Annotated in this window: 13 protein-coding genes; 4 read left to right on the forward strand and 9 right to left on the reverse strand. The window is 56.1% G+C overall.

The genetic code is table 11. The annotated features are described in order from the left end of the window. Positions 1-212 precede the first annotated feature (212 nt). On the forward strand, positions 213-1,448 hold the full coding sequence (locus AC5P7R_RS02375; RefSeq protein ID WP_231914951.1) for a tyrosine-type recombinase/integrase: 1,236 nt from the start codon (positions 213-215) through the stop codon (positions 1,446-1,448). Positions 1,449-1,456: 8 nt separating this feature from the next. Continuing rightward, a complete protein-coding gene (locus AC5P7R_RS02380; protein ID WP_495203185.1) occupies positions 1,457-2,596 on the forward strand; it encodes a hypothetical protein in 1,140 nt (379 codons plus the stop codon). Between the two features lie 348 nt (positions 2,597-2,944). Here the strand turns inward: AC5P7R_RS02380 and AC5P7R_RS02385 are convergent, their stop codons facing one another. Beyond that, a complete protein-coding gene (locus tag AC5P7R_RS02385) occupies positions 2,945-5,167 on the reverse strand; it encodes an AAA family ATPase (RefSeq protein WP_495213725.1) in 2,223 nt (740 codons plus the stop codon). A gap of 68 nt (positions 5,168-5,235) precedes the next feature. Here AC5P7R_RS02385 and AC5P7R_RS02390 point away from each other — a divergent pair, with 68 nt between their 5' ends. Continuing rightward, positions 5,236-6,942, forward strand: coding sequence for a DUF4113 domain-containing protein (locus AC5P7R_RS02390; protein WP_495203186.1), 1,707 nt, complete (start codon positions 5,236-5,238; stop codon positions 6,940-6,942). A gap of 255 nt (positions 6,943-7,197) precedes the next feature. Beyond that, positions 7,198-7,947 (forward strand): MobA/MobL family protein, encoded by a 750-nt coding sequence (locus AC5P7R_RS02395; RefSeq protein WP_004146441.1) that lies wholly within the window; start codon positions 7,198-7,200, stop codon positions 7,945-7,947. Between the two features lie 102 nt (positions 7,948-8,049). On the opposite strand, the gene AC5P7R_RS02400 is transcribed toward AC5P7R_RS02395, so the two are convergent. The 8 genes from AC5P7R_RS02400 to brxL all read right to left on the reverse strand — a co-directional run bounded on the left by AC5P7R_RS02400 (position 8,050) and on the right by brxL (position 16,381). Further along, a complete protein-coding gene (locus AC5P7R_RS02400) occupies positions 8,050-9,507 on the reverse strand; it encodes a YfjI family protein (RefSeq protein WP_004146440.1) in 1,458 nt (485 codons plus the stop codon). Then, the gene (locus AC5P7R_RS02405; protein ID WP_070426734.1) at positions 9,504-9,848 is read right to left on the reverse strand and encodes a hypothetical protein; all 345 of its coding nucleotides are present in this window, start codon (positions 9,846-9,848) and stop codon (positions 9,504-9,506) included. The genes AC5P7R_RS02400 and AC5P7R_RS02405 overlap by 4 nt, the downstream gene beginning before the upstream one ends. Beyond that, positions 9,848-10,153: a helix-turn-helix transcriptional regulator gene (locus AC5P7R_RS02410; RefSeq protein WP_004146436.1), complete on the reverse strand. Its 306-nt coding sequence runs from the start codon at positions 10,151-10,153 to the stop codon at positions 9,848-9,850. The genes AC5P7R_RS02405 and AC5P7R_RS02410 overlap by 1 nt, the downstream gene beginning before the upstream one ends. Positions 10,154-10,472: 319 nt before the next feature. Then, positions 10,473-11,360, reverse strand: a complete 888-nt coding sequence (locus tag AC5P7R_RS02415) for a recombination directionality factor (protein ID WP_004146434.1) — start codon at positions 11,358-11,360, stop codon at positions 10,473-10,475. Then, positions 11,354-12,343: a YqaJ viral recombinase family nuclease gene (locus AC5P7R_RS02420; protein WP_049450097.1), complete on the reverse strand. Its 990-nt coding sequence runs from the start codon at positions 12,341-12,343 to the stop codon at positions 11,354-11,356. The genes AC5P7R_RS02415 and AC5P7R_RS02420 overlap by 7 nt, the downstream gene beginning before the upstream one ends. A 122-nt stretch (positions 12,344-12,465) precedes the next feature. Continuing rightward, entirely contained in the window at positions 12,466-12,975 is a 510-nt protein-coding gene (locus tag AC5P7R_RS02425) for a JAB domain-containing protein (RefSeq protein ID WP_004146430.1), read from the reverse strand. Next, positions 12,975-13,931, reverse strand: coding sequence for a DUF932 domain-containing protein (locus tag AC5P7R_RS02430; RefSeq protein ID WP_049450099.1), 957 nt, complete (start codon positions 13,929-13,931; stop codon positions 12,975-12,977). Before AC5P7R_RS02430 ends, AC5P7R_RS02425 begins: the two co-directional genes overlap by 1 nt. 341 nt (positions 13,932-14,272) lie before the next feature. Further along, entirely contained in the window at positions 14,273-16,381 is a 2,109-nt protein-coding gene (brxL, locus tag AC5P7R_RS02435) for a BREX system Lon protease-like protein BrxL (protein WP_032968948.1), read from the reverse strand.

A 16,381-nucleotide genomic window follows, 5' to 3' on the forward strand; every position in this document is an offset into this window, starting at 1 on the left:
CAGATAAAGAAAAAGGGCTGCCTTTCGGCAGCCCTTTTTCTTTATCTGGCGGAGAGGGGGACTGCCATAGATCCGTCCAAGGAAATCCAGGGGAATCGATAAGTTCATATATTTGCCGTTTACTTTCAATGACTTGCATGAAACATATCCAGCACTGTCCAGCAACACCCATCATCACCCAACGCGAAATGGCATACCAGATGGCATACTAGATGGCATACCAGATGGCATACCAGGCACGCATGGCACTGCTAACCGACATCAAAGCTCGAAGCATCACTCCCGGAAGCGCAGCACTGCCACACGGCGGAGTTACTGGCCTGAGTCTGCTTCCTTCACGCACAAAGAAGGGCCAAGGCAAGTGGGTCTTGCGCTACGTAAGCCCTGTCACTGGCAAGCGGCGCAACGCCGGCCTAGGCAGCTACCCGCACGTGGGCGTCGCTCTTGCCGGCAAGCTGGCTCGCGAGATGCGCGAAGAGATTGCATTGGGGCAAGACCCCCTGGAGATCAAGGAGACACCTGTAGCCGCGCCGGTGATGCCATCCTTCCAAGAGGCAGCAAAACAGGTACACGCCGAACTGAAGCCAGGCTGGAAGAACGCCAAGCACGCGCAGCAGTGGATCAACACACTTACCGAATACGTTTTCCCCAAGATCGGCTCCCTACCGATGGATCAACTTCAGCCTCGTCATATGGCCGATGTCTTGCGCCCGATCTGGCTGGAAAAAGCGGAGACCGCTTCCAGGGTAAAGCAGCGTTTGCATGCCGTGATGGCCTGGGGCTGGGCACACGGGTTCAACCAAGCCAACCCCGTGGATGTAGTCACACATCTGTTGCCGGTACAACCCAGCAAGACGGTCAGACAAGAGCATCAACCGGCCATGCCGTGGACCGACATCCCCGCATTTGTCAAAACCAGACTGGTGGATACAAACGAGCTAGATGTCACCAAACGTGCGCTGCTGTTTTTGATCTTGACCGCCGCGCGCTCTGGCGAAGTCAGGGGAATGACTTGGGATGAGGTCAATTTGCGCAACAAAGTCTGGATCATTCCTGCCGATCGCATGAAAGCCAGCCAGACCCATCGAGTCCCACTCTCTGAGCAAGCCATCACTTTGCTGCAGGTACAGGCAGGCAAGCACGATCATCTGGTCTTCCCATCGATCCAATCCCGAACAGTCCTCTCGGACATGACCCTAACTGCACTATTGCGCCGCTTGAAGGCCCACAGCGATAGCGATAAGCGGATAGCCACCGCGCACGGCTTCCGGTCAAGCTTTCGCGACTGGTGCAGCGAGGAAGGCTATGCCCGGGATCTTGCTGAACGCGCGCTGGCCCACACTGTCAAAAACAAGGTCGAAGCTGCCTATCACCGTACGGATCTGCTGGAGCAGCGACGCCCCATGATGCAGGCGTGGGCTGATTTCGTCCTTCCAGCAACAGCATGAGATAGGCAATGCTCTTCGCACTCCACATCGAAGTTGCTCACAAACTCGTTGGCATGGCCCCCGCAGCGTTCTTCGAATACGCGACGGGGCTGAGCCACATGAACTATCGACGAGGCCGCGGCTATACAGCTCTCATGGCCAAGCGTGAGCAAGTCGAAGCGCATTCGGATTCACTACTCCTGCGCATGCTCCAGAAACGAGGCATCCCAGACGCCGAATTTCGAGGATTCAAAGAGGATATCCCCCAAGGACATTCGGCGATCATGCTCTATGGGCTAGGTTTGCTCAACGAGCACACGTCCCCAGCAACCAGAGAACTGGTCGCCATGTTCGATGCGTCAGACAAACGACTTTGTAAGCTTTCAGACACTGACGTATACGGCTTTCTCGACGAGATCGGGCCACGGTCCCAACTGGGGCCAGCCTACTGCACCCCCCTGACGGTGGCAGACATTAGAGATCCCTCGCTGGAGCTGAAGCTGGAACTGACCGAACCGGAGCGCACCGCCATCAATCTTGCCCTAAACCGCCGTGCCAACATGGCGCTGTCATTCTTGGCAGCCGTAGATCACGAAATTGGGCATTGGATTGGACGGACCGGGGTACCAGATGCCTTTGCAGGCCTCCCAAGATTTGCCGTGCTGCTGGCACCACCTGGGCCTACTAATCGGCACCGCCATACCCCGGCTGACCCTACCGCGCGCCTCGTAGATTTCATCGGCGCCGTCGGCCACTACTTGCGAGAGGGCAGCTGGCCTCAGCGCCCGCTCCCTATCGCGGACATGGGCACCCAGGCAGATCTATCAGGGACACGGCTTGGCGAGGGCAATCGGTTCGTTCGCGGCTTGAGAAGTGGCAAGGCCCGGCTAACTCGAAAGTCATTCAGAACACTGGTCCACACCCAACTCTGGACCCCCAAAGCGAAGGCGTCTGATCTCGATGGCCAAGCGGACCTGCTTGAAACCTACCTGGTGGCCGCACTCTTGTTGAGCCTGCTCCTGCCAGACCACCCAACCACCGCGGGCCACATGGACCGCACGGGCTGGCGGGAGGCATATCTGGGATGGTGGGAGCGGCATAGACACCGCTACCCACCCCAGGCCCCGTCGACAGGCCCACTGCCCCCAGCTTGGCTGATCGATCCGTAATCAGCGCTTCGCAGGGGCGTTGGTGCGGTTGCCGCCAGACGGCATCCCAGGCTTGGTCGACGGCCACCCAGCGGGGCCTCGAGCGCCGCCAGCAGTCGAGCCGCCCTTCGAGCCACCACCTGCCTTCCCAGCCGATCCGCCATTAACCTTTGCCATGTTCCTCTCCTTGTTAGCCCCCACACGGGGCAAGGAAAGCTTGAACGTTAACGCGCTCCGATTAAGCCCTGAAAGTTCACAGGTGGAAGTTGCGCTGGTGAGACTGCCCAGCTTCACCAGGCTCAAAGCTCAGCATGGGTGAAGCTGTGCTCCGTTATCGCCAAGTACTCGGAAAGCGTCGCTAGTCGTGCATCAGGCATGTACTGGCTCCAAGGCATCCTCACCTATCTTCATGATGTAGTGTGGCTCTTGGCCGATGGCATTGAACATCGCGCGGAACTTGCCCAATAGATAGGACACGTCGTATTCGGTCCAGTCAATTGGCGGACCATTGATTGCATCTCGGTGGGAACCTCGATCGACGAAACGATCCAGCGCTGCGTACTTACTGGATGTATCTGCGTCGGCCAATTGCTGGACTGCCACGGGGAAGTCAGAAGACCCGGTGGTGAAGGTGAAGAATTGCTCCAGAATGTTACGCATGGCGTTGGGCACGATCTGGGTCGGGATCTTCCCGTCCTTGGCATCCCTGAGGATCTGCCACCACACGTCGTAATCATTTAATAGCTTGGTGGGATCCAGCGCTTCGACTTCCGAATACACGTTCTTGACCACGCGCAGCAATCCGCAGTGGTTGTGCGCCTTGGGCAGACTCACCTTGTGCTGACGGAGCAGCTCATGGAAGAAGTACAGGTTGTGCGTCAGGACGATCACCTGCTTCACGAGCTGGGGCCGTCCGTCTGGCTTGGCCAGCTCGCGGTGGATCATCGTGGCGATGTCATACACATAATTCTGGGACAGGCTGGAGATCGGATCGTCGATGACGGCGATAGTGCGGCGAGGATCCACATTCTCGTTTTCATCTTGCGACCCCTTGAGCGACTCCATGAAGTAGAGAAACGCGATCAGCGTTTTCTCACCCTCGCTCAATGACTTGGTCTCGCTGCTGGCTACCCCTGGGCGCGCCAGGCAGTACACGCGATCCTCGTCTACCTTCCGATCGATGCTAAACGCCGTGATCCCCAAGCTGCGGAGTCGATCGTTGATCGCATCGATTGAGGCATCAACGCCTTTCTGAAGCCGGCGCAGCTCACGTAATTCGGTGTTGAGGCCATCTCGCTCCTGCCTCTTCGCTTGCAGGCCTGCCTTTGCCTGTGTTTCGGCTTGCTGCAGCGGTCCGAGTAACGCATCATGGTGCGCGTAGGCGTCCATACGCTCGACATGCATGACCTGGAAAAACATGGCCTTGATCCGCTCACGCTCGCCCCTGCGATCCCGGATGCGCGCATTGAAGTCAGCGATCAGAGCGTTGAGCTTGGCCAATGCTTCGACCAATGCGTCTACATTGACAGGGGAGATGGACACCGCCTCCCCCGGCTGCGCTTCTTTCCGACGCAACGCCGTCAGTGTGTCGTGGAATGCCCCCCGAGCTTGGGTCCAGGCAAGCTCCACCCCTGCCTCTCTTGCGTCGGGGTCGGTCAAAATGGCCTGGATACGCTGCTCTAACGCGTCGAGCTGGACGGCGTAGCTCTGAACCAGCAGCGAGATCCTGTCGACCTTCGCCTTGCGCTCGCCTTCCAGGAGTCTCGCCAACTCTTCGCGGAAATCGTGGGGCAACCCCTGCTGGCAAAACGGACATCGATCCTTATGCGTGTAAGCCTGTCCACGCGCGACCCAGTCCGCGTTGCCCAGTTCGGCAACGAATGGTGCTAGGCGACTCGAGGTCGACACCTCCACGACCTCACCCCAAATAGGGTCATTCTCGATCCGACTCAGCACACTGGTATCCAGGGACACCAATGCACGCTCACTTTCGATGCCAGAGACATCGGCCCAGCGCCTTTCAAGTCGCTCGATCGTGTCCAGCTGCCCATTCTCGGGCAGGGCATGTGTGCGCAGGTCGGTGAAGAATTTTTCCTTGTTCCGGCCGTAGCCCTCAAGCAAGGAAGCCAGTGCCGTCTTCTTGCCCCAGTCGTGGGCCTTCCAGATCTCGTCTTTGGCCCGCACCAGCTCCATGGCAAGGTTGCTTTCGGCTGCCTTGACACTTGTGGTGGCGTCGGCGATCAGAACGTCCAACTCGCCGTTTCGGGTCTCGATGTCCTGGATACGTTGCTGGCGGACAGTGTCGACTTCGCCGACAGTGAAGATGCCCTGGATGGGCTGGCCGATCAGGCGTTCAACGTAGTGGTGGTTGTAGACCAAGTATCGGTAGCGCGCATTGTCGGTTGTCTCGATCCTGCAGTGCGCAAAGGCGGGATCGTTGCGTGCCAGCCCGTCGACCACTTCACCGATAGAAGACTTTCCTGCTCCGTTGAGACCGTAGACGTAAGTCGCAGGTTTGTTCGGGATCTGGACCGAATGCGCGTTGGTGGGATGAAAGCTCTTGTGACGATGGATTGTGATTGTTCGGATCATGCTCACTGCCCCCCTATGTACTCTCTTTGTACCAGAGCATCAGGTCCGTTGAGAACGCAGAACGGGCCATGGCCGTACTGGACCAGATCAACACGAAATTCGGAAGAGGCACTGTGGGAGTAGACAGCGCGGGCTGGCGGGTTGGTGGAGCAAGGCCGGGGGAGAGGCTCCATGGTGCATGGCAACGCCCAATGGCGAGCAAAATTGCATTATTTGTCACCAAGCTATACAACGAAGTGGAGCAGCCTTCTGCAGGCACGCTGACAAAGATCTTTGAAATAGCAAACATCAAACACTATACACAACCAAAAGGATGGCGGTTGAAGATGGAAGAAAGCAACATCGAATCAGGAAAGTACAAACCACGCTTCGATTTCGATAAAGATCACAACAAAGATCGTTCCGAGACTGGAACCATCAATGAGCTTTTGCAAGAGCTCAATTACGAGATGGCGCGCACAGAAAATGGCAAAGAAGCCGAACACTCCAATGCCTCAGGAAAAACAATAACCCGCAAGGAACTTAATGGAGTCATTGACTTCATCAACTCCACATTGGGACAAGAGATTCCTACCGGGAACTGCACACTTCCAATCTCCACCCTAAAAACAATCAAGCTCCTTTACCTCAAGAACGACTCCAGCGACACTCAGTTACTCCAAAGAATCTCGAAACCAGGAACCATCAAGGCCACTTTCGAGCACTGGACAGAACGCAACACCCCAAGAAATGAAAAGACCATAAAAGCAGCCTCCTATCTCATGTCCACGCTTGAGCTTGAGATCGACGAGGAGATACTTAAGCACATCCACATCAACAGACTCACACCATCGAAACTCCTTGAATACTACGCCAGACACATAAAGGAGCTTATAGAACCTATCTACATGGCTTTCGTCGGCAATGATGAAGCCATTGCAAGCGCCTTTATGTTTGGCGCACATCAAATAGAAAGCTATCAACCCTCAAATGCCTTACCCAGCAAAGAAGGCGCCCCCGTACACGAAAGGCTATACATCTATTTGCTGACTCTCCCATTCCTGCACTTCGTTGGAGAGTGTCAGCAGGTTGTCGAATCAGAAAACGACGAGTTGAGCAAATACAAGATAGAGCCACTCTTCGCTCACGCCATCTCCTCACCGACGGAGTGCGATGCCCTATTGCGACCTGTCACATCTCTCGCAGCTATTCACTCCTTCCTGCAAACCAATGCAAATGAGCTGGCACGCTTGGTTCACCAAGCCACTGGTTATGAGTTGAGATCCAGCGAGATCACAAACATAGCCGACGAAACGCAGAAGGTTCTGCATGCCTATGTCTTCCACGAATGGCACAGAACAGATCATGACGTCGTCAACATTTCAATGGCCGACTGCGTTGCAGCCCTTTCAGCCATTAAGATACAAAAGAAGATCAAAACGAAGTACACGCCCTACTGGAAAGGGCAGAGCTCAAGCGAGAAAGCTGTATCTCGCCTACTGAGTCACCTGGACACATCAAGAGACATCGAAGAGCTATATGAAGAGGATTACATCCCGCAAGGTGCGATGCTCACCCTCTATCATCGATATTGCATCGCCTACGCATTACTTTTCGGGCGCAGCAACCGCATGGAAGCATTTATGAGATTCCAGATCTCATATCTGAAGCACATGACCATAGCTCACTCTCATTTCGATCTTGAAGCAGGCAACGAATACGAGACAAAGATCAACATTTTTTGCGAAGACCTTATTCAATACATCGAAGATCAAGCCACTTCGCATTCAGTGTAATTTTTAACTTGCATCACCCTTATACATATGTAGAAACTCACTCACGTCCTTCGAAGCAGCAACACGAAGAACGAAAGGCATCGAAGGAAATAGAAATCAAATAGAACTGACGATAGATTACAGGCAGGGTGTGGTACGCGCACTTACCCTTTCTATCTAATCACAACACTCTTCGATCATGAGTATCTACCGGTAGCCGACAAGAATCACTCTTGTCGGCTTTTTTATTCTCCTTAGAGAAAGGGTGATACAGCAATGGCAAGCTTCCATTACAGCATCAAAAGTGGAAAGAAAGGCAGCGCACGCAGGCACGCCAACTATATCGATCGTAAAGGATCTCATAGTGACAAGAAGGACCTTATCCAAACAGGACATGGGAACATGCCCGAATGGGCAGGAGATGATCCGAAACGGTTCTGGAGCGTTGCTGACAAGCATGAGCGTGCCAACGGAGCAGTGTACCGAGAACACGAAATCACTCTTCCGAGTGAGCTCAGTACTGAACAGCAGGTCGAACTTGCCGACCGGCTTGCAAAGAATCTCGCAGGGATCAAACCCTACCAGTACGCGCTCCATGCACCTGAAGGAAAACTCGGTGGGGATCCCAACCCGCACATCCATCTGATGTGCTCGGACAGACTGCCTGATGGCATCCCCCGTACACCTGAACAGACCTTCGCCCGCTACAACGCCAAGAATCCTTCCGCAGGCGGATGCCGCAAGGATAGTGGCGGAAAGAGCCCAATGGAGTTGAAGCAGCAGGTGACTGCACAGCGAAAACTTGTAGCGGACACCCAGAATCAGTTCCTTGAAGAAAACGGTTATTCAACCCGCGTAGACCACCGCAGCTTGCGTGATCAAGGCATTGCCAGGCCCCCAGAGCGCCACCTCGGCCAACGCTTCGTCAAGGAGATGGCAGATGCAGAGAAGTCGCAGTATGCACAATGTCGTAAAGCCGTGAAGGCAGCTTCATCAGTTGAAAATCTGGGAGAGGTAAGTGCCTAACCCAGCGATTCTGCGACAAAGTCGCAGAATCGCAATGGCACCTACTGACCACAGCAGAAAAGCCCCGGCATATCGCCGGGGCCCCCTTGGCATCAAGACCGCTTACAGTGCCCTCCGGTCAAAGTAGTGATTCATCAAGCGCAGATACATCCTCTTGTCCCGGTACCCACTGCAGACCTGAATTGCTCCCTGACCTTCAAGAATCGAGATAGCTGCATTCAGCCTTGCTCGGTCACGTACAGGTCCATAGCGCAAAACCTGGTTCTTGGGAACGTACGTATCCGAATAAATCCCTTTCCACCACTTGGCATACAGATACCGATCCAAAGCTTGAGCATCGACCTGATCCTGCGATACCACGAACGCTGGTGAGAACAGATGCTTGTACTCATCAACATGCCACCGAACGATGTCGAAGGCACGATTGATCGTATCGAGGGTGATGTCACCTCCCTCTCCACTGAAGTACTGCATCGATGCAGCGAGTCGTGCCACGATCTCCATGATCTTTGCCGCGAAGTCATTGATATCACTCAAGTACTCCCCGTCGCGCAGCAAAGACTCAGTTTCTGATGCCAACTCTACCCAGCGTGCCCTGGCATCGATGGAGAAGGACACCACTTCACGAGCAATGGCGCCCGAGGCTGACCGCTCCTTGTACTTGAACAACAGCTCCGCGATTCGCTCATGGAATGCCGGCAAATGCTCCCACACCGGTTCTACGTCCTCGATTCGCCGGTAGCCCATCATGGAGCGAGGCCACGCAACCAAATAGCGTGCCCAGTGTCCACTCCCCTTTGCAACAGAGCCTCGCCTATTGAGGAACTGCTTGAACGGTTCGTACTGGGTCATGATGCTCACAGAAACGCGCGGATTCATCGCAATCAGATGCTCGTTCTCCGCACGATCCAACGGCATCATTCCTGGCGAATCCCAGAGACGATTGAGCAGGCCCACATTCGCCATTGCCTCGCTCTTGAACAGCATATGACCTTCGTCAGTCGTGATGGCGATGGACTCACCATCACCCTGAACGGCCTCCATGATGGCCTTGGCCGTGATGTCCTGCCTCAGGAAGCAACGCAGGCGGGGCTGCAGAGGTTTCTTTTCTGAAAACTCCTTCAGCTGTGCCTCGAGTGCTTCGACAGACTTGCCAGCAGCAACTGCTTTACTGATCGCGCTCCTCAGCCCCTTCATCTTGGCCGTCCAGAGTCCATAGTCGATCTCATAAGCCTCAGTCTGCTGCTTGAACGCAGCCATCTCCTTCGTGTCTGCATCGCGGAAAGGCGCCTGCAGTAGCTCGAACACCGTGGACTTGCGCTCACCAGACTCAGCCACAAGCATCAAGTTCTGGGTTACAGGCTTGATCTGTCCGGTCGGCAACTTGACATCAATCAGACCTTGGCACGCCATCGAAATGGCATTGATAAGACCCATGCCAACCATGGCGTCGGGAACTTGAACGTTGCGAAGGAGCTCAAGGCCTGCCTCACGAGCAACATGGTGAAAGGTTTCCAGGGGATATTTGGGGGCATAACGCTGCCAATTGGTTGTCATCATGCATCCTCCTCTGTCGAGCCAACCGCGGTCTGTTCTTCAACCTCAACCAACAGATGGCCACAGCTCTGGCACCGAGCAGCATCGCCCTCCGCATGGCGACGAAAACGCTCCTCCTTGAGCAGCTTGCGGAACTGAATCAGGTTCAGATCATGCTTGTACGCAGCATTGAACTGCTCTACCAAGATCTTCTTGCTCATCTTCTTTGCGATGTGCTGTTCCAGGATCGGATAGGCCTGCCTGAAGTCCTGCTCCAGCTTGCCCTTCCCCTTGGTCGACTGTTCACTCAAAGCGTGCGTGAGCGCGTCAAGCGGCGAAGAGTGGACTGCAAAATTAGCCATCATCACTTCTCCTCCTTCGCACGACGGAACTTCACTGCACGGCCTTCTACCCATGCCATTGCCTCATGCGTCCAGTAGAACTTCGGGGACAGTTCGCTGTCATAGAGCGGAATGCCCTTCGGGAAGTCCGGATCGGTCTTCATCAGCTCGTATGCCTTGCTCCTGCTGACGCGGAGCAGCTTGATCAGCTCCTTCAGACGCAGCGTCGGACTATCCGGCCAACCTGCTTTCCCAGCACTGTTGTTCTCTTCGGCCAAAGTCATGCTTTTGTCTACGCCCTGGCGCAGACTGGACGTCATGTGCTTCATTTGTTGATTCCTTCGTTGTGTTGAACGTTTCAGGAAGGAATCCGGCCGGTTTCCTATCGAAGGTGATTGGCCTCCGACGTGATCAGTGTCGATATGCTGCTGTTGGGGGTACAGGGAAAAAAAATCCAGGTTTTTTCCAGGGACGCGCACAACCGACCAGATCAAAGAAAAATCAAACACTTACATACCAGGGAGCTTTCGCTCCCTGGCATGTCTCGTCCTTTGCGCCCACAAACCGGTCCGTTCCATCCGATGTCCGCTCAGGACCTGAACTGCCTCTTGTCCGTACCTGATACAGATCCGTACCGGTACGGCTCTCCTACGACACCAACCGAGACGCTTGCGCTTTCAGTCTGTCCTTGAGACTTCCGTTCGCTGATACCTGCACAACTTCACCCTGGCCTGATGGATAGAACTCCTCGACCACGGCCGGCACGTCTTCGTCCAGGTCCTCGAAGGCCCCGTTAGCGAAGCCCTGTCTCGCCGCCTCATCCAGTGCAGCTTGGTCGATCCCCGCTGCAGCTCTTGTTGCGTGTCGCTCAATCGCCTCTGCGACAGCCTGTTCGAGCGTCAGCCCGCTCCGAACCACCAGATCGACGTAGTAGATCGCTGATCGGTAGCTCATCGTCGTGGACTTGCCCCGCAGCTTCAGCTCGAGCGGCAGACAAGACAGCCTTCCGCCCGACACTGCACTGAGGTAGTGCAGCCGTGCTGCCAGTGTGCGGATGGTGTTGTAGGAGGTGGTGCGCAGAACAAAGCTACCCATCACATCCCCCGCCCCGTCCCCAATGACCACATTCAAGCGGGCATAGGCTTTGCAGCCCCCACTGGCAAACTGACACCCATCCGGACCAGGACAAGGCAACGTCTCCATGCCTTCAGGCCCAGCACGCCGGCAGGTGTCTCCATTGCCTACACACAGCGGTCTTCCGTTCTCGCGATTGAACAGCGAATAGTCAGCCCGGAGGTTCAGGGTTGGATCGTCGAAGAGCAGGCGCACCGGGATGGATCGCAGCTTGTTACCCTCCGATGCCTTCCGCAGCTCTTCATCCAGCGGGTGCAGCACCCAGCCATCACGGTTCTGTACCTGGCTGGTGAGGGTGAACTGGTCGTCCTTTTCGGGCAGCCGCTTGCCATTGCGCTCTACTACCCGGCCGATGGAAATACGCCCAATCACGGGCGGCGTTATGGCCAGTCCCTTCAGCATGATGTGACCTCTTTGATCGTGGTGTTGATCCGGAATCGGCGCGACCCCGGACGGACTGCCGTGTAGGCCGCAGCGATCTCCGGGTGCTCGGCTGCGAGCCGCTTGGTATCCAGTGACGTGCCATCCTTACTACGGCGGTAGATGACTTCTCCCAGTGAGCCGAACCGGGCAATGGAAGCGTCCCCCATGGCTTGCTGCAGTGTCTGCTTGAGCAGTTCTACCTGCTGTTCCTGCTCTGCAACTGCCTCAGTGAACGAGACAAGGTTGGTGAAGGTCTCGACCAATTCCGGGTCCTGACTGAAATCGACAACGGTGTCCTTGCCTGGGTACAAGCTCCGCAACGCCCTGGCCGCTGACTCCGAGCCATCGGCTGGTGGCTCGATGTCATTGATGACGTGCTCCCAGAACCGGACCTCCAATACCACCAAGCGGCTGATGATCTCTTCGTCTCGCTCAATACGGTGGATCCTCAGCGCCTGGCCACACAGCAGCACTGCCACATCTGCTGCCTGCTTCCCCGTCACTGCCAACTGATGCTGTACCTGCAGCTGCACGTACTCGGGAACCCCGTCTTTCCACAACCGAGAGCCGAACTCCCCTGCTGTCTTGCACTCAAGGATTTGGACCCCCGGGGAACCAATTACCTCTCGATCGAGGTTGGCCAGCATGTGCGGAAAGGTCGGGTGCTGCAGAACGGCGTTGACCCGACGTACCCGGTTCCCCGTGCGCTCCTGGTAGGCCGTGGCCACCATGGGTTCGAGCAGGGTTCCCCAGTAGCGGGGATCCTCTTGTCCAGGGGGGATCTCTTCCATTGGCTTGCGGCCCGTCTTCTCCTGCCACAGCTCCAGCTGGCTCTTGTAGGGGTTCAACCCGACGGCGGTGGCAGCATCCGAACTACCGATGCCGCCATTGCGGACCTCCAGCCACTGCTGGCGATCCAGTGAACGCGTATCAACCAAACGCAACGCGGTGTGCTTGCTCATTGGCAATCTCCGGAATAGAAAAGGCCGCCTTGATGGGCGGCCTTGGTCAGGTCTTTCATTTCAAGCTATCGATGTGGGCAAGATGAATGGGCGAAGCGACAGCACTGATCGCTGCAGCTCTGTCAGACCATGCCTTGAGAGGCCATCGAGACCACCTCATGGCTGGTGACAACGAAATGGTCCAACAGCCTCACGTCCACGGTGTCCAAGGCAGCCTTCAGCCGCGCCGTGACTGCCCGATCTGACGCAGAGGGCTGCAAGCTACCGCTTGGATGGTTGTGAGCCATGAGTACCGCCGATGCATTGTGGGCAAGTGCCCTCTGAACCACGATCCGAGGATGGACCTCGGCTGCATCAATCGTCCCTGAGAAAAGCCGCTCAACTGCGATGAGCTGGAACTGCGTGTTGAGAAAGGCAACCTCGAAATGCTCGCGGTTTTCGCCTCCCAGACGTAGCCGGAAGAACAATGCACCCTGGGTTGCTCCTCCCAGCACCTCCCCTGGCAACGATGCCCGTTTCTGCAGGATCTGCAGCGCCCTCGCAATCGTCCTGTCCTCACGTACCCGGATCCTGCTCTCCTCCTCATTGGATCCGGCCCCTAATGTGGTCATGTGATAGGCCTGCGCTTCCATCAGGCCACCAACTTCATCACTTCATCCCACGCGCGCTGCTTGAGCTGAGCTCCAGCACCGAACCATGCCGCATCACGGCGGTGATCATCGCTACGAGCTCGTCGGTGGTGGTCAACGTACTCCGTGACGCTGTTGAGTACGCCCCAGGCCGTTGCACGGCTGGAAGGCAACAACGCGCCTCGACCGCCGCCCTCATACAGGGCACGGACACTGGCCAGCGCCTGCTCGTTGACGACCTCAGCGGTGGTGCCCTGGCCTTGGTAGGTAAGCACCCGTCGCAACAGACCATCGACCGTATCGGGGTCAACTGGACGGTCACAGATGGCTTTCATGCGAGACACGAAGTTGTCCCAGGTCGAGACGGTGATCCCCAACTGGCGCTTCACAGCATCCGGGTCGAACTGACTGCGGTGCGGGACCTTGATGGCTCCGCTGCTGTCTCCCAGAGCGATCTGTAAGGTGTTGTTGCACACCACCCGCACCGAGGTGAACTGCGCCGTGGTGGCCAACGTGCCGTCACAGGCAGTAGCAAGCAAAAGATAGCCATCCACCCGGTCACGCCCCTTCAGCGACGTGCTCTGGCCCGTACGAGCCATGGCCCAGAACTTCTTGCCACCCTTGAGCACACCCGCCGTCTCCAGTTCAAAGCCACTGTGCTGCGTCAGATTACGGTAGAACTCCAGGATCTCTCCCGGCTGGACCACCTTGAACCGCTTGGAGACGACTGCCAACGGCTCCCTGGTATCGGAGCGATAGAGCACTTTCTGCTCCGGGAAGGAGTGGATGGCACCGATGGCATTGCTACCCGTGATGAAGCGGACCTCGGAGTCCTCGATCTGCCAATCCATGCCTGCCTGACGCTTCCAGACCTCAATGGGCTGTTGCTGTTCAAGCTTATTGCCCAGACCGTGCCACGGCTTAGCACCGGCATAGGCCATTGTTTCAACCAGATGCATCGTATTTTCCTCGCTTCTTACGGCACAAACGCACAAGGCCCGGACGATGCCGGGCCTTGTGCGTATGCCAATGCAGTATCAATTAAAAGGGTCGATGTCTTCACTGCCCGAAGACAGAGCACATCGAGCAACCGCAGCGATGATGGATGCTGCGACGACCAAAACACAGTACAGACAATCGGATCTTTCTTTCATACAGCCATATCCAAAGCAGATGCATCATCGCGGAGCATCTACACGCGAAGCCAGCAGCCGCCAGCCTCATCAAAATGATATGTGCTTGAGATTTTTTACAATCATATTAATAAAATTAAACTGAATTTCTTTTATGGAAAATCAGGTCAAATATTTATTCCAACCCTGAATATATCAACCTTGGTCTCAAGACATTTACGCAAACTGAGATCATTTACGCCTACCTCGAACCACCCTCCGGGCTTTTGGAAGAAGTCCAACCCCCGGCCAATCTTGATCACCCAGCCGTTGTCGATACGAATCTCTCGGTCGTGCATGTTCGGGTTCAACTTCACTTCCAGCTCGACATCCAATTCCAGCAGGCTCTGCTTCAACTCATCGAGCTTCTCAGCGATGTCGGCCAACTGGGTCTTATCGTCGTAGCCGGTGATCAGGCTGATCTTCTTCACGGTTCCAGCCTTCAGCACCGTTTCGCAGAAGCGCACGAAATTCTGAATCTGGTGTTGCAGACGAATGTACGGATCTTCGATCACGACAGACTTCGCGCCTTGGAGGTAGGGGCCGAGGATCGACTCATAGCTGTACCCGGTGTCGCCATAGAGGATGGTGAAGTGCTGTTCCTTGAGCTCGATCGGTGACGGCCCAACCGCAATCGAAGCCGGGGCCGGTGATACCGGGGTCGGGCCCGCTGGAGTCTCCAGTGCAGCAGGTGCCGCTTGTGCAGTGGGTTGCACTTCGACTGCCTCAGTCGGCTGCCCATCCGCCTGATTCAAGCGACGGCGAGCTGGCTCCTGTGTTGCCGATGCATCTTTGGACTCAGGGCAGAAGACCACCACCTCCTCACCGCTGGCCTTGAAGTAAGACAGATTGATCCGGGCAAACTCGTCATCCGGTTTGCGCTTGTTCATCTGCTCCTTGACGCGGCGGCGGCACTCCGTGGCATAGGCCACGTATTCCTCGAACTCCTCATCCGTCGGCGGCCCGTTGGGGTGCAGCACCTTCAAGAATGCACAGACGGTCTTCTTGATACCTTTCTCGTCGCGCCCCTCGATTGATTTACCGAGCCGAATGCGCTTGCTCACTTCCTCATACCGATTCGTGTGCTTGAACTGGTAGTGGAAGGCCTCGGCCAAATAATCAGTGATGAAGCCGTAGTTGCTGGTCAGGAACTCGCTGCTGTTCTTCGGCATCTCCCAGCCTGGAATGTACGCGGCGAAACGGTCCATCACGGCCAAGTCGAGCTCTGGCGGCAACGGCTGGAAAAGATCGTGCTCGTTAGAGTTGACCACCTGCTGCACGGACACGTCGATGTTGCCAACGAAGCTCAAACTGGCATCAGCAATAACCTCAGCCCCGCGCGAAAAGCGCCCGTTGGCCATGAAGTCCTTCATGATCTGGATGGTGTCCGGATCGCGCACTTTGATCCCGCCAACCTCGTCAAAGGCAACCGTGTCCCAGAAGCCAACCAAGCCCACCTTGCGGCGCGCGTTGTTGTAGAACAGCGTTGCCTTGGTCGCTTGGCCGCCCGAGATCAAGGTGGCGTAGGGCGAGAATTCACTGAAGAAATAGGACTTGCCGGTGCCGCGTGGTCCCAGCTCGATGTAGTTGTAGTTGGGCTCAACCAGCGCAGCCAACCTGGCGATGAAGTGCATCTGCACGCGCTTCGAGAGCTTGCTGGGTTCCAGTCCCACAGAGCGTAACACCGCCGCGAGCCACTCATCACGCGTGAATGCCCCGCGCCCCTCTGCATAACGGTCGAAGTCAAAACGAGTCAGCTGGATCGGCCGCAGATCCTCAATGGAAAACGCATAGTCGTCTTCATCTATGTCGTTGTGCGCCAGGGTCACCTCCGCCCAAATGCCACCTTCCAGCAACCTGTCGTTGTCGCGGTAGAATTTTTCACCAATCGCGATGCGTTGCGAGTTGAAGTTCTCCAGCGATGCCCAGTGGCGCTTTTCTTTTTCGACGTAACGGACATGGACCTTGTCGATGAAGCGATGCTTGCCCTTGGTGGCGACCTTGGACTGCGCGGCGTTGGCCTCGTCCGGCCTAACGTAGTTCTCCTGCAGTGACGACAGCACGGCCTCCATGCCAGCATCCATCTCTGCCTGGTCATTGCTGGCGCAATACTTGGCAAGGAGGAACTCCAGGACGAACGTCGGGACGTTGGTGCCTTTTTTGATTCGATGCAGCAGGTCTTTGCGAAGCACCTTGCCGTCGAATGTGGCGTTTAGTTTTTGGTCGAGTTCGTCCAT

It is taken from the genome of Stenotrophomonas sp. YJH_SMC_27 (genome assembly GCF_059369815.1).